This window comes from uncultured Bradyrhizobium sp., assembly GCF_936943645.1.
Classification (GTDB): domain Bacteria; phylum Pseudomonadota; class Alphaproteobacteria; order Rhizobiales; family Xanthobacteraceae; genus Bradyrhizobium.
On sequence record NZ_CAKZJO010000006.1, the window covers coordinates 1 to 14,482 of the forward strand.

A 14,482-nucleotide genomic window follows, 5' to 3' on the forward strand; every position below is an offset into this window, starting at 1 on the left:
GCGGGGCAATCGCAGCTTCACGCACGCGAAGAAACCCATGACGCAGTACGACTAACCCGCCCTACGAAATCACCTTCGCTGGGACTGGTTCTCTGCATCACGCAGCTCTCGTAGGGGGGGGCGCCCACGATCTCTGCGTGATCGAGGGAGGTGGTGGGCACGCTTCGCTTTGCCCAACTTCCGGCACCGCCATCGCAGGCCGTCTACCTTCGCCCGAACAGCTTCTCCACATCGCTCAGCTTCAACTCGACATAGGTCGGCCGGCCGTGGTTGCACTGGCCGGAGTTCGGGGTGTCCTCCATCTCGCGGAGCAGGGCGTTCATCTCCTCCGGCCGCAGCCTGCGGCCGGCGCGGACCGAGCCGTGGCAGGCCATGGTCGCCGCGACGTGCATCAGGCGGCGCTCGAGCGGAAGCGCCTCGTCCCATTCGGCCATGTGCTCGGAGAGATCGCGCAGCAGGCCGCCGGCATTGGTCTTGCCGAGCAGCGAGGGCGTCTCGCGCACCGCGACCGCGCCGGGGCCGAAGGATTCGATGACGAGGCCGAACGAAGCCAGCTCCTCGCTGCGCTCCAGCAGGCGCTCCACCGTCGCCTCGTCCATCTCGACGATCTCCGGAATCAACAGGATCTGCCGCTGCACGCCGTTTGCGGCGAGCGAGGCCTTCAGCCGCTCATAGACGATGCGCTCATGCGCGGCGTGCTGGTCGACGATGATGAGGCCGTCGCGGGTCTGCGAGACGATGTAGGTCTCGTGGATCTGCGTGCGCGCAGCACCAAGCGGGCGGTCGACGAGGTCGCCCGCGGGCTGGGTCTCGATCCGCACGTCCGCGCTGGGCGCGCCGACATCGAACGCGGCCTGCGCGCGCTCGGCGAATGCAGGTGCGGCCGAGCCGTCGAATGACGGCATCGGCGCCACGGGCGCGGACGGCGAAGTGCGCCAGTCCCAGCTCGCCGGGCGCTGCGGCGTGAAAGCCGGGCGGAACGCGGACAGCGCGCTCTCGCCGCTGTTGGCGGCGGTACGGCGGCCCTCGCGGGCCAGCGCTTCCTTCAAGCCGTGCACGATCAGCGCGCGGACGAGGCCGGCGTTGCGGAAGCGCACCTCGGTCTTGGCCGGATGCACGTTGGCATCGACCTCGCGCGGATCGAGCGTGACGAACAGCGCCAGCACGGGATGGCGGTCGCGCGGCAGATAATCGGAATAGGCCGCACGCACCGCGCCCAGGATCAGCTTGTCGCGCACCGGGCGGCCGTTGACGAAGAGATATTGCCCGAGCGCGTTGGCCTTGGTGAGGGCAGGCGCGGCAGCGTAGCCGGCGACGACGACGCCCTCGCGCTCGGCATGGACCTCGATGGCGTGGCTGCGGAATTCAGCGCCGAGGATATCGCCGAGCCGCGTCAGCCGTCCGGCCGCGCCGGGCAGCGCCGCAGCCCAGGTCACCGGTGCGCGCTCTTCGCCCGCCAGCGTGAAGGTGACATCGGGCCGCGCCATGGCGAGGCGCCGCACCACCTCGCGAATGGCTTCCGCCTCGGTGCGGTCGGTCTTCAGGAACTTCAGCCGCGCCGGGGTCGCGTAGAAGAGGTCATTGACCTCGACGCGGGTGCCATGCGCCAGCGCCGCCGGCATGATCTCGGACTTCGCGCCGCCCTCGACCGACAGCGCCCAGGCGTGCGGCTCGCTGGCATGGCGGGTCGTGATCGAGAGACGCGCGACGGAGCCGATCGAGGGCAGCGCCTCGCCGCGGAACCCGAGGGTGCGGATCTGCAGCAGGTCCTCGTCGTCGAGCTTGGAGGTGGCGTGGCGTTCGACCGCGAGCGCGAGGTCCTTCGCGGTCATGCCGCTGCCGTCGTCGGTGATGCCGATCCGCCGCCGCCCGCCGCCGTCGGTGAAGACGTCGATCCGGCTCGCGCCGGCATCGATGGCATTCTCGACCAGCTCCTTGACCACGCTCGCCGGCCGCTCGACCACCTCGCCGGCGGCGATGCGGTTGACGACCTGTTCTGGAAGCTGGCGGACGGGCATGAGGCTCTGACTTGGACTTGCGATCTGGATTCGCGGACAGCGCTATTCTAGGCCGTGTTGCGTCAAAAGCATGTGTTGGGCAACAGCCGTCTGGCTGCCTGGGGAAGAGGGCTGCCTATCACATTGAAGACATTGGGCGTTCGAGAAAATCGCGCAGCCGGGATGGAGCGACGTTCGGGCGCCATCCTGATTGTGAGGTGCCGGGCCGCGGTGTAGCATCGTGAAAAAACGGCAACAGGACGGGAGGACGCCATGTGCCATCTCTTCGCGCATCAGCCGCAACGCGATTACGAATCCCAGACCCGCTCGTTGCGGATCGGCGGCCATTGCACCTCGATTCGGCTCGAAATGGCGTTCTGGGACACGCTGGAGGAGATCGCGGCCAAGGAGAGCATGAGCCTCGGCAAGTTCCTGACCACGCTCTACAACGAGGTGCTCGACCACCACGGCGAGGTCAACAATTTCGCCTCGCTGCTGCGGTGCTCGTGTTTGATCTATCGCTCGAAGGCGATGATGCCGGTGCAGGAGTTCAAGGCCAGCGTGGCGCCGATCCTGGATGCGGCCGAATAGCTGCTCCATCCGGCGTACGAGGTCGTCTCCGCTACAAGACTCCCTCCGCCGTCATTGCGAGGAGCACTTGCGACGAAGCAATCCAGAGTATTTCCGCGGAGGGACTCTGGATTGCTTCGCTTCGCTCGCAATGACGGGGAGAGAAACCTGCCTCTCAAATCTCCTTCTTCTGCATCGCCCCCGCAATGTAATCCGCCTGGCGGATCGCCAGCGCGACGATGGTCAGGGTCGGGTTGCAGGCCGCGCCGCTGGTGAACTGGCTGCCATCGGAGACGAACAGGTTCTTGACGTCGTGGCTCTGGCCGAACTTGTTGACCACGCCGTCGCGCGCCTTCTCGCTCATTCTGTTGGTGCCGAGATTATGCGTGCTCGGATAAGGCGGGGTCGGATAGGTCACGGTGGCGCCGACGGCGTCGTAGACCGCCGCGCCCTGCTTGTAAGCGTGGGCGCGCATCGCGAGGTCGTTGGGATGATCGTCGAAATGCACGCTGGCGACCGGCTGTCCATGCTTGTCCTTCACGACGGGATCAAGCGTGATGCGGTTGGTCTCCTGCGGCATGTCCTCGCCGACCAGCCACATGCCGGCCATCCGGGGATAGCCGTCGAGCGCCGAGGTGAACGAGCGTCCCCAGGCACCGGGATTGAGGAACGCCGCCATGAAGGGCAGGCCGATCGACAGCGTCTCCATCTCGTAGCCGCCGACGAAGCCGCGCTTCGGGTTGTTCGCGGCCTCGTCGCGGATGATGCCGGCCATGGTGGTGCCGCGATACATGTGCACGGATTTCTCGAACACGGCGTAGACGCTGCCGGTCATGTGGCGCATGTAGTTGCGACCGACCTGTCCCGATGAATTGCCGAGGCCGTCGGGGAACATGCTCGAGGCGCTGTTGAGCAGCAGCCGCGGGCTTTCGATCGAGTTGCCGGCGACCGCGACGATGCGCGCCTTTTGGCGCTGCATCGCGCCGCTCCCGTCGGCATAGACGACGCCGGTCACCTTGCCGCCGGCATCATGCTCGATCTTGATCGCCATGCTGCTCGGCCGCACTTCGAGATTGCCGGTGGCCTCGCCCTTGGGGATCTCGGTGTAGAGCGTCGACCATTTCGCGCCGGATTTGCAGCCCTGGAAGCAGAAGCCGATCTGCTGGCAGGAACCGCGTCCGTCGCGCGGCTGGCTGTTGATCGCCATGTTGCCGGTGTGCACGGTCTTGTAGCCGAGCTTCTTCGCGCCGGCTTCCAGCACCTTGAAGTTATTGTTGCCGGGAAGCCCGGGGATGCCGTTGGTGCGGGTCACGCCCATCTTGTCCTCGGCCTTGGCGTACCACGGCTCCATCTCGGCCAGCGTCACCGGCCAGTCCAGGAGGTTGGCACCGGGAATGCTGCCGTAAGTGCTCTTCACCTTGAATTCGTGCTCGTCGAAGCGCAGCGAGGCGCCGGCCCAATGCGTTGTCGAGCCGCCGACCGCCTTGACGATCCAGGCCGGCAGTCCCGAAAAATCCTTGGCGACGCGCCAGGTCCCCGACGTGGTGCGGGCATCGGTCCAGGCGAGCTGGGAAAAGCTCTCCCATTCGTCGTTGACGAAGTCGTGGTTCTCGATGCGGGGACCCGCTTCGAGGATGACAACCTTGACGCCCTTCTGCGCGAGCTCGTTGCCCAGCGTGCCGCCGCCGGCACCGGAGCCGACGATCACCACAACGCTGGAATCGTTCAGATCGAATTTTGCCATATGCGTTCTCCTGAACCGTTGGGTGGCGGTTTAAGCCTTCGGCAGCCAGTCGATGTCGGCGAAGCCGCGGTTGATGTAGCCGCCGTGCTCGGCGGAAGAGCCCTCGTAGCCGAAGCGCGGCCAGACCTCCTTCTGGTTGTAGAGCGAGACGATGAGGTCGCCGCGTACCTTCTGGAAGAAGTCGCTTTGCTCGATCTCCTTCAGCAGCACGACGCGGTCGGCTTCCCAGGGCACTTCGGCGTAAGCCATCTTGTGGCGATCCTTCGCGTTCTGGTCGAGCCGCGCGATGCCGTCGCTGATCAGCGATTTGACGGACGCGTCCTTGGCCGCCTTGCCGTCCCACGGCTTGATCGCGGTGATGTAGTAGCTGTCACCGAGCACGTCGTGCGGATAGATGTCGCGCGCGACCTTCAGCAGCGTCTTCATCGTGGCGGGCGAGAGCGCGGTAGCGTCGTCGGCCCAGGCATCCTCGATACTGACGGCGACGCCGGTCGCGACAGCCACGACCGGCACGGCGGTGGCCGCGCCCTTGAGAAAGACGCGGCGGCTGTGCTTGCTTCGACGATCGACTTCTCTCATGGCATTCCTCCGTGGATTTTTATGATTTGGATTGTCGTTGTCAGCCGAAGCGTCCGCCTCGCTGGATCACCTCGATCTTGTAGCCGTCGGGATCGCTGACGAAGAAGAAGCGCGCCAGCGTCTTGCCGTCGTGCTTGAAGTCGCGCAGCGGCCCCGGCGCGAGTTCTTCGCGCTCGAAACGGGCGTGCTCGGCATCGAGATCCTCGACCACGACGGCGAGATGGCCGTAGCCGTCACCGAGCTGGTACGGCTCCTTGCGATCGAAATTCACGGTCAACTCGACCTCGAAAGGTGAGGAGGGGTGACGCAGATAGATCAGAGCGAAGTCGGAAAACTTCAGATGGTCGGCGACCTCGAGGCCGAAGGCGCGCTTGTAGAAATCGAGCGCGCGTGCCACGTCGCGCACGCGGATCATGGAATGAACGGGCTTGGCCATTCAGTTCTGCTCCCTCAGGTAGGCGATGATGGCGGCGCGCGTCTCGGGCTTGGCCTGGCGGTAGGCCATGACCACACCGGGAATGACGGCTTGCGGATTGGTCAGCCAGGCGTCGAGCCGGGCGTCATCCCAGGCGAAGTCGGCTTTCGACAGCGCCTCCGAATATTTGAAACCTTCAATCTTGCCGGCAGGGCGTCCCACGACCTTCACCAGCGGCGGGCCCTGCCGCATCGGCTCCGACAGGCTCAACGTGTGACACACCGCGCATTGCTGCTTGAAGAGTGTTGCGCCGTCCGGCGGTTTTGCGGCGGGCATAGGCATTTGCGCGTCGGCAACCCGCGCCATCAGCACCGTCGCGGTGCACAATCCCAGCACGATCACGCGCATCGTTAGCAGCCGTCCATCCACATCAACGTGCGCAAACTCTAGGCGGCGTCAGATGGGCGGTGGTAGTAGCGGGCTGTTTCGCCGCGCACCGGGATGTTCACCGTGTGTGTTGTTCCGCCCCGCCTTATATGCGGAGCACAATTCCGCGAAACCGCCGTCAAATCCTTAAACGATCACCACACGATGCGCATTGCATGGCATTCGCGCCGCTCGAATTCTCGACGCAATACAATGGTCCGGTGCAGATGAGCGGCGTGACAGCCGCCGGGCCATTCATCGCGAACAAATCCAGGAGAAATGGATGAAGTTGGTCAAGACCTCGATGATCGCGTGCGCTCTTTCGGCCCTCGTCGCGGCGCCCGTCCTCGCGCAAAGCGCGCCGCCCGCCAAGTCGGGCGGCACCGTGCAGAGCAAACCCATGCAAGGCAGCACGATGGGCAGCGGTGATGAGGAGATGAATGCCCAGCCCGGTGCGGCGGGCGAGAAGACCGGCATGAAATCGACCAAAGGCACCAGAGGCACGGTCGGCACCACGGGCAGCGCTGCGCACAAGGGAACGACCGACGATACCGCGACGGGTGGCGCTACGGGTAAACGTTACTAGCCTGCCGAATGGCATTGCAGAACTCCGGTCGCCCCCGCGGCCGGAGCTTTTGCTGCGCCGGAGCGTTTTCGAGCGAAGTGGGCACCGGTTCGCGTGAAGAAAACGCGTCAAACAAGAATTGAGAGCTTCGGTTCTGATGCAATCAGAGCCGAAGCTCTAGTCGTTGAAGCGGCCGCCGCGGCCGGCCTTGACGTCGCTGCGGCGTTTCTTGCCGTCGAGCCGGCGCTGCTTGGAGGCGTAGGTCGGTCGCGTTGCGCGGCGCGGTGTTGGCCGGATCATCGCCTCGGTCAGGATCGCAACGAGCCGGTCGATGGCGTCCTGGCGATTGCGCTCCTGGGTGCGGAAGCGCTGGGCGTGGATCACGATCACGCCGTCCTTGGTCATGCGCTGGCCAGCGATGCGGGCAAGGCGGATCGCCGCATCCTCGGGGATGGTCAGCTTGCGCGTGTCGAAGCGCAATTGGGCCGAGGTCGAGACCTTGTTGACGTTCTGCCCGCCCGGGCCGGAGGCACGGACAAAGTCGATCTCGATGTCGTCCTCGTCGATGACGAGATCGCGGGATATCCGCAGCATGATGGCACCATTCGTGATGTCCGGACATATCGCGGACGTCTACGTTCGGCAATGGCGCATCCTGGAAACGTGAATGGCCGGGCGGAGCCCGGCCATTCAGCGGACGTCAGGGGTGTCAGTTCGACTTCGTCGCGGGAGGCGCTGCCGGCTGCGCCGCCGCTTGCGGGGCGCGGCCGACGACGACGGTCAGGAGGCCCTGGCCCCAGAGCCGCTTGGCGGCGGCCTTGGCGTCATCAAGCGTCACGGCGTCGACGATGGCATTGCGCCTCTCGATATAGTCGATCGGCAGCTTGTCCTGCTGGTACTGCAGCATCGCCTGCGCCAGCTTGGAGGAGGTGTCGAGCGCCAGCATCTGCGAACCCTTGAGGTAGGACTTGGCCTCGTCGAGCTCCTTCTGCGTCGGGCCTTCGTCGGCGATGCGGCGCACTTCCTTGTCGATGGCGTCGATGGTGTCGCCGGCGCGGTCGGCGCGGGTGCCGGTATTGCCGATGAAGATCGCCGAATGCTCCATCCAGAGCAGCGCTTCATAGACCGAATAGGCAAGGCCGCGCTTCTCGCGGACCTCGCGATAGAGCCGCGAGGACAATCCGCCGCCGCCCAGGATGTGGTTGACGACATAGGCCGCCATGAAGTTCGGGTCGCTGCGCTTCACGCCGGGGCCGCCGAAGGTGATCACGGTTTGCGGCACGTCGAGCGTCACGAAGGCGCGCTGCGGCGGCTTTGCCGCGTCGACGTCAGGGACCGGCGTCAGGTTGGCCTTCGCCGGCAGGCTGCCGAAGGTGTGGTCGAGCAGCTTGCCGAGCGTCTCCGGATCGACGTCGCCGACGACGGCGATCTTCAGCCCATCCTTGGCGATCACCCGGCTGACGTAGTCCTTCAGATCGGCGATTGTGATGGTCGGGACGCTGTCGAGATTGCCGTTGGTCTGGCGACCGTAGGGATGATCGCCGAAGGTGACCTCCAGGAATTTGCGGCTCGCCAGGGACGTCGGGTTGGTGGTCTCGCGGCGCAGGCCCGAGACGACCTGCGAACGGATGCGCTCGACATCGGCGGGGTCGAAATGCGGCGAGGTCAGCGCGCTCCGCAGGAGATCAAAGGCCTCGTCCTTGTTGTCGCGCAGCATGCGCAGGCTGCCGCGGAAGGTGTCGCGGGAGGCGCTGAAGGACAGCTCGATGGCGCGGCGGTCGAGCCGCTCGTGGAAGGTCTTGGAATCGAGATCGCCGGAGCCTTCATCGAGGAGGTCACCGACGAGATTGGCGACGCCCGACTTGTCCTTGGGATCCTGAGCGGAGCCGCCGGCAAAGGAATATTCCATCGCGATCAGCGGCACGGTCGCGTCCTGCACGAACCAGGCCTCGATGCCGCCGGGCGAGACCAGGCGCTGGATCTTTGCGGCGGCGAACGAGGGCGAGATGGCGGCGAGGGAAAGCGCAGCGCCGGTGGCAAGCGAGACTACAACGCGTCGAAGCAAGGGATAGGTCACGAACGCTTCTCCTCGCGCTTGGCGGCACTGGTGTCCTTGATCAGATAGCCCGTCACCGAGCGCTTCTTCTCGAGCCATTTCTGGGCTGCGGCGCGAACCTGCTCGGCGGTGACCGCGCGGATGCGGTCGGGCCAGCTCCGGATGTCCTCGATCGACAGGCCCGTGGTCAGCGCGCCGCCATACCAGCGCGCCAGCACTGCCTGGTTGTCCTGGGCGTAGATCGCTTCCGCGATCAGCTGGGTCTTGACGCGCTCCAGATCCTCGGCGCGGATCGGGTTCTGCGCGACATTGGCGATGACGCCGTCGACCGCCTGCTCGACCTCGGCGAAGCTGACGCCGGGTTTCGGCGAGGCCGAGATCGCGAACTGGGTCGGGTCGAGCGAGATGCTCGAATAGCTGGCGCTGGCGGAGACCGCGAGCGGCTTGTCGACCACGAGGGCGCGGTAGAGATAGGAATTGCTGCCGCTGCCCATCAGCTGCGCCAGCACGTCGAGGGCGGCGCTCTCACCGGCCGCAGCCGTGGTGGCCGAGGGCACGAGATAATAGCGCCGCATGCTCGGCTGCTCGACGCGCGGGTCGGCCAGCGTGACGGTGCGGGGGGCGGCGGGCTCCGGCTCCTGCGGACGGACACGCCGGGCGGGAATCGCTGCTTGTGCCGGGATCGCGCCGAAATTGCGCTCGACCAGCGGGCGGATGTCGGCGGCGTCGACGTCACCGGCGATCACCAGGATGGCGTTGTTCGGCGCATAGAAGCGGCGGTAGAAGGCGAGCGCGTCCTCGCGATCGAGCTTCTCGATCTCCTGATGCCAGCCGATCACCGGCCGGCCGTAGGGATGATTGAGATAGAGCGCGGCCATGATCTGTTCGTTGAGCCGCGCGTCCGGATTGTTGGCGACGCGCATGTTGTACTCTTCGAGCACGACATCGCGCTCGGGCAGCACGTTCTCGTCCTTGAGGATGAGGCCGGTCATGCGGTCGGCCTCGAACTCCATCATGGTCGGCAGCTGCTCTTTCGGCACGCGCTGGTAATAGTTGGTGTAGTCGACCGAGGTCGAGGCGTTCTCGTTGCCGCCGACGCGGAGCACGGTCTGGGAGAATTCGCCGACCGGATGCTTCGAGGTGCCCTTGAACATCAGGTGCTCGAGGAAGTGGGCGAGGCCCGACTTGCCCGGCGTCTCGTCGGCCGAGCCGACCTTGTACCAGATCATCTCGGTGACCACGGGGGTGCGGTGATCGGGGATCACCACGACCTGCATGCCGTTGCCGAGGGTGAAGCTGGCGGGCGGTGCCGATGTGACCGTGGTCTGGGCGAGGGCCGCACCTGATGTCAGGACACTGGTCGAAAGCAGCGCGGCAAGGAGGCAGGCAGCCGATCGGTAAGAGGACATCATGATCCCTTGAAAAGGCCGAGGTCCGGATGTCCGGCTCGGAAGGCACGGCATGCTACACCGTGCGGCTGAGGCTTCGCGTCACGAAGCAGAGAACTCAACGCGGTGGCAAGTTACTGTTATGCAATTTATCGAACGCGGCCGGCGTGCATGACACGCCGGCGCAGGGTTCGTTTCCGAGGGACGGGAACGCTATTGTTCCTTGTCCTTGCCCGACATGATGTCGAAATAGGTCCGGCGAGTCTTGTCCGGTCCGGCGCCATAGGCGTAGTTCGGCGAGGGCGTCTGATAGCCCGGGGGCGGCTCGACCAGCGACTGGCGCGGCGGCTCGCTGGTGAATTTCTTCTCTTCGGTGGCGTTGCCGCCCTTCATCATGTTCCACAGACCGCCGGAGAAGCCGAGCTCGGCAGGGCTGAGCGACGGATTGCCGTTGGTGCCGGGCTGGATCGGATCGTTGGTGGTCCGGGGGGCTGCGGCGACCTGGCCGGCCTTCATCTCGGCGGGCGTCAGCGGTCGGGCGGCCTGCCAGTTCTCGGTTTCCTTGGTGGCCTTCTTGCGCGCGGCGATGGCTTCCTTGCGGCGCTTTTCCTCGGGGTCCTTGGGCCAGTTCGGAGCATTCTTGGCTTCGGTCGCAGGCGGCGGCAGATCGAGCTTGGGCGGCACCACTAGCGGCGAGCGCTCGCGGTATTCGATGCCTTTCTTCTCCATGCTCTTGGCGCCGATGCCGGACATCAGATTGTCGATGATCTTCTCTTCGAAGGTCATGCCGTCATCTTCATCGTCGTCGTCACCGGCGCGGGCGGCGCCAGCCGACATGACGAGGCCGATGCCGAGCGCGACAGCGGACAGTTTCAACGCCTGCCAGAACCCCCATCGGGGGTCTCGACCCATCGAACCGCTGGTCTTCGAGCTGCGCATACTTGTACCTGTTCCATATTGTGGCAGATTGCCGCGCAAACGCGGCCAATCCCTCGCAAAAAACGGGTTCCACCTGCCGGTCCGTATCGGCCGGGATCAGGGCGCTTTTGCGGCGGGTACCCCCAGGAAGGAATCATACAATAGCCCCGCCACCCCAGCAACGATGGCCACGTCCGCGAGGTTAAACACGTACCAATTATAGGTATTTCCGGCGATCTCGATGTGGAACAGGGCGAAATCGACCACCGCGCCATAGGCCAGGCGGTCGATGCCGTTGCCGATGGCGCCGCCGATGATCAGGCCCAGCCCGACCGTGGCCAGCCGGGTGTGCGAGCGGGCCATCCAGATCGCGAGCGCAATCACGGCCACGGCCTTCACCGCCATCAGCGCGAACTGCGCCGCCTGGCTGTCGTTCTGCAGCCAGCCGAAGCTGATGCCGATATTCCAGGCCAGCACCAGGTCGAAGAACGGCGTCACCTTGACGACGCCGCGACGGGCGAGATCGAACCCGTTCAGCAGCCACAGCTTCGAGGCCTGGTCGGCCACGAGGGTGACCAGGGCCGCGAGGATGCCGGCGCGGAGAGGGGGCATGCCGGGGATCAGACGCTCACGCCCAACGCCTTCCACTCGCGCAGTGCCTTGGCGTCGCGCGGGGTGACGTCGGGATATTCAGCGTCTTCGCCGACCGTCGGCGAAATCTTCCAGGAGCGGGCGCATTTGGTACCGACCGCCTTCTCGACCACGACCGCCACGCCGGGCACGGCATCGAGACGGAAAGCCGAGGCCGGCGCCTCGCCCTCGCGCACCTCGTAGTTCGAGGTGATGCAGATCTCGGCGAGGTCGGTGTCGAACAGCGTCATGAGCACGTTCCGGTCGGCCACATAGATCACCGGGGAAGCCTCCAGCGAGGAGCCGATGTTCTTGGCGGCGCGTTCGAGCTCGAGCGCGCCGGTGACGACGCGGCGGACGTTGCGGATCGTCTCCCACTTCGCGGCGAGCTTGTCGTCGCGCAGGGCCTCGAGATCGGTCGGGAACAGCGTCAGGTGCACCGAGGCCTCGGCGTCGGGGCGATACATGCGCCAGCCTTCCTCCGCGGTGAAGCTGAGGATCGGCGCCAGCCATTTCAGGACCGAGGTGCACAACAGGTCGATCGTCGTCAGCGCCGCCTTGCGCGTCAGCGACGACGGCGGATCGCAATACAGCGTGTCCTTGCGGATATCGAAATAGAACGCCGAAAGCTCGCTGTTGAGGAAGGCGGACAGGGTCGCGACCACGGTCTTGTAGTCGAATTCCCGATAGGCCTTGTCGACGGCGGCGGCGCGCACGGCGAGCTCGTGCAGCATCAGCCGCTCGAGCTCGGGCATCTCGGCCGGCGCGACGGCGTCGGCCGGCTTGTAATGATGCAGCGTGCCGAGCATCCAGCGCACGGTGTTGCGCAGCTTGCGGTAGGTCTCGACCGTGTTCTTCAGGATCTCGGGGCCGATGCGCTGGTCGTCGGTGTAGTCGCAGGACGCGACCCAGAGCCGGAGGATGTCTGCGCCGGATTCCTTGATGACGGACTGCGGCTCGATGGTGTTGCCGAGCGACTTCGACATCTTGCGGCCGTCCTCGGCCTGCGTGAAGCCGTGGGTCAGCACGACGTCGTAAGGCGCACGGCCGCGCGTGCCGCAGCTTTCCAGCAGCGAGGAGTGGAACCAGCCGCGATGCTGGTCCGAGCCTTCCAGATACATCACCGTGTCGGTGCCGCCGTCGACCTTGCGCTTGATGCCTGCGAGACCCGGGAAATGCGCGGGGTCTTCGAGCACGAAGGCGTGCGTCGAGCCGGAATCGAACCAGACGTCGAGGATGTCGTCGACCTTCTGCCAGTCCTCGCTCGCGCGGGACCCAAGGAAGCGCTCGCGGGCGCCCTTGGCGTACCAGGCATCGGCGCCTTCCTGCTCGAAGGCTTCGCCGATACGCGTATTCACCGCCTCGTCCTGGAGGATCTCGGCGGAGCCGTCGCCCTTCTCGCGCACGAACACGGCGATCGGCACGCCCCAGGCGCGCTGGCGCGAGATCACCCAGTCCGGCCGCGCCTCGATCATGCCATTGATGCGGTTTTCGCCGGACGGCGGCACCCATTGCGTCACCGAGATCGCGTGCAGCGCGCGGGCGCGCAGCGTGTCGCCGCTCTTCGCCTGGCCGTTCACCGCAACATCCTTGTCCATCGCGATGAACCATTGCGGCGTATTGCGGAAGATCACCGGCTTCTTGGAGCGCCAGGAATGCGGATATTGGTGCTTGAGCCGGCCGCGCGCGAGCAGCATGCCGCGTTCGACGAGCGCCTTGATCACGGCCTCGTTGGCATCGCCCTTCTCGCCTTTGTCGTTGATGACGCGCTTGCCGGCAAAGCCCGGCGCGTGATCGGTATAGGCGCCGTTCTCGTCGACGGTGTAGGGGATTGCGGTCGAGATGCCGCGCGCATCGAGGTCGCGCGCCTGCGCCATCCAGGCATCGAAGTCTTCGCGGCCATGGCCGGGCGCGGTGTGCACGAAGCCGGTGCCGGTGTCGTCGGTGACGTGGTCGCCGGGCAAGAGCGGCACGACGAAGTCGTAGCCGCCGGCAAGTCCCTTGAGCGGATGGGCGCATTCGATCGCGTCCATGGTGTCGCCGGGAATGTCGCGCACTTTCTCATACGCCGTCACGCGCGCCTGCTTGAACACCTCTTCGGCCAGCGCGTCGGCAAGGATCAGGAGATCGCCGGTCCTGGTCCAGTTGTCGGCGGGTGCGTCCGTCACCTTGTACAGGCCGTAGCCGATCTTCGGCGAGAACGAGATGGCGCGGTTGCCGGGCAGGGTCCAGGGCGTGGTGGTCCAGATCACGACGCTTGCGGCGGCGAGCGCACCGTGCGCGGGCGAGGTGACCGGAAATTTCACCCACACCGTATCGGAGGTGTAGTCCTCGTACTCGACCTCGGCTTCGGCGAGCGCGGTCTTCTCGACCACGCTCCACATGACAGGCTTGGAGCCGCGATAGAGCGTGCCGTTGGCGGCGAACTTCATCAGCTCGCGCGCGATCTGGGCTTCGGCCGGGAAGCTCATGGTGGCGTAGGGATGGTCCCAGTCGCCGATGACGCCGAGCCGCTTGAACTCCTCACGTTGTACGCCGAGCCAATGCGTGGCGTAGGCGCGGCATTCCTTCCGGAAATCGATCATCGCAGCGCTGTCGCGGAAGTCGGGCTTCTGCTTGCCCTTCTTGCGATAGTGCTCCTCCTCGACCTTCCATTCGATCGGCAGGCCGTGGCAGTCCCAGCCCGGGACGTAGTTGGAATCGAAGCCGAGCATCTGCTGGCTCTTGGTGACGAGATCCTTCAGGATCTTGTTCAGCGCCGTGCCGATATGGATGTTGCCGTTGGCGTAGGGCGGGCCGTCATGCAGCACGAACTTGGCGCGGCCGCGGGCAGCCTCGCGCAGCTTCTCGTAGAGGCCGATCTCGTACCAGCGCTTGAGGATCTCCGGCTCGCGCTGCGGCAGGCCGGCGCGCATCGGGAAATCCGTCTGCGGCAGGAAAAGGGTCTTGGAATAGTCTTTGGCGTCGGACTTTTGCGGCTTTTCGGACATGAGGCTGACTGGCTCGGAAGGGCGCGGGAACGAATGGCGATGCGGAATCGCGGGGTGAAACGACAAAATCCCGGTCTTGCGCCGAGCACTTAAGCTCAGGCGAAAGCCGGGCCGCTAATCCCTATGATGCGCCGCGCAAACATGGGCACTCCATAGCAGGGGGCCAAGGGAAGCGCAAAAGGGAAGCGCAAAAGGGAAGCGCAA

13 protein-coding genes are annotated in these 14,482 nt (G+C 65.5%); 2 read left to right on the plus strand and 11 right to left on the minus strand.

What is annotated here, in order from left to right; all coding sequences use genetic code 11:
* Positions 1-203: 203 nt before the first annotated feature.
* A complete protein-coding gene (gene mutL / locus Q0743_RS00535; protein ID WP_298239649.1) occupies positions 204-2,018 on the minus strand; it encodes a DNA mismatch repair endonuclease MutL in 1,815 nt (604 codons plus the stop codon).
* Positions 2,019-2,270: 252 nt separating this feature from the next.
* Between mutL and Q0743_RS00540 the strand changes: the two genes are divergently transcribed.
* Complete coding sequence (locus Q0743_RS00540; protein ID WP_298239650.1) at positions 2,271-2,588, plus strand: ribbon-helix-helix domain-containing protein; 318 nt, start codon at positions 2,271-2,273, stop codon at positions 2,586-2,588.
* 154 nt (positions 2,589-2,742) lie between these two features.
* Here Q0743_RS00540 and Q0743_RS00545 read toward each other — a convergent pair whose 3' ends face one another.
* From Q0743_RS00545 to Q0743_RS00560, 4 genes are read right to left on the minus strand one after another with little or no spacing between them, the layout of a single operon-like run.
* Positions 2,743-4,311 carry a GMC family oxidoreductase gene (locus Q0743_RS00545; RefSeq protein ID WP_298239651.1) on the minus strand — a complete coding sequence of 523 codons (1,569 nt, stop codon included), beginning with the start codon at positions 4,309-4,311 and terminating at the stop codon, positions 2,743-2,745.
* A gap of 30 nt (positions 4,312-4,341) precedes the next feature.
* Complete coding sequence (locus tag Q0743_RS00550) at positions 4,342-4,890, minus strand: gluconate 2-dehydrogenase subunit 3 family protein (RefSeq protein WP_298239652.1); 549 nt, start codon at positions 4,888-4,890, stop codon at positions 4,342-4,344.
* A gap of 40 nt (positions 4,891-4,930) precedes the next feature.
* Positions 4,931-5,326 (minus strand): VOC family protein, encoded by a 396-nt coding sequence (locus tag Q0743_RS00555; protein ID WP_298239653.1) that lies wholly within the window; start codon positions 5,324-5,326, stop codon positions 4,931-4,933.
* A complete protein-coding gene (locus Q0743_RS00560; RefSeq protein ID WP_298239654.1) occupies positions 5,327-5,713 on the minus strand; it encodes a c-type cytochrome in 387 nt (128 codons plus the stop codon). It abuts the gene before it with no gap.
* A 301-nt stretch (positions 5,714-6,014) separates the two neighbouring features.
* On the opposite strand from Q0743_RS00560, the gene Q0743_RS00565 reads away from it, so the two are divergent.
* Complete coding sequence (locus Q0743_RS00565; protein ID WP_298239655.1) at positions 6,015-6,317, plus strand: hypothetical protein; 303 nt, start codon at positions 6,015-6,017, stop codon at positions 6,315-6,317.
* Positions 6,318-6,473: 156 nt separating this feature from the next.
* Here Q0743_RS00565 and arfB read toward each other — a convergent pair whose 3' ends face one another.
* The 6 genes from arfB to ileS all read right to left on the minus strand — a co-directional run bounded on the left by arfB (position 6,474) and on the right by ileS (position 14,278).
* The gene (arfB, locus tag Q0743_RS00570) at positions 6,474-6,890 is read right to left on the minus strand and encodes an alternative ribosome rescue aminoacyl-tRNA hydrolase ArfB (RefSeq protein ID WP_298239656.1); all 417 of its coding nucleotides are present in this window, start codon (positions 6,888-6,890) and stop codon (positions 6,474-6,476) included.
* A gap of 115 nt (positions 6,891-7,005) precedes the next feature.
* On the minus strand, positions 7,006-8,373 hold the full coding sequence (locus Q0743_RS00575; protein ID WP_298239657.1) for a pitrilysin family protein: 1,368 nt from the start codon (positions 8,371-8,373) through the stop codon (positions 7,006-7,008).
* Entirely contained in the window at positions 8,370-9,761 is a 1,392-nt protein-coding gene (locus tag Q0743_RS00580; RefSeq protein WP_298239658.1) for a pitrilysin family protein, read from the minus strand. Before Q0743_RS00580 ends, Q0743_RS00575 begins: the two co-directional genes overlap by 4 nt.
* Before the next feature lie 192 nt (positions 9,762-9,953).
* Positions 9,954-10,679: a hypothetical protein gene (locus Q0743_RS00585; RefSeq protein WP_298239659.1), complete on the minus strand. Its 726-nt coding sequence runs from the start codon at positions 10,677-10,679 to the stop codon at positions 9,954-9,956.
* A gap of 96 nt (positions 10,680-10,775) precedes the next feature.
* Positions 10,776-11,270 carry a signal peptidase II gene (gene lspA, locus Q0743_RS00590; RefSeq protein WP_298239660.1) on the minus strand — a complete coding sequence of 165 codons (495 nt, stop codon included), beginning with the start codon at positions 11,268-11,270 and terminating at the stop codon, positions 10,776-10,778.
* Positions 11,271-11,278: 8 nt separating this feature from the next.
* Positions 11,279-14,278, minus strand: coding sequence for an isoleucine--tRNA ligase (gene ileS / locus Q0743_RS00595; protein WP_298239661.1), 3,000 nt, complete (start codon positions 14,276-14,278; stop codon positions 11,279-11,281).
* Positions 14,279-14,482 lie beyond the last annotated feature (204 nt).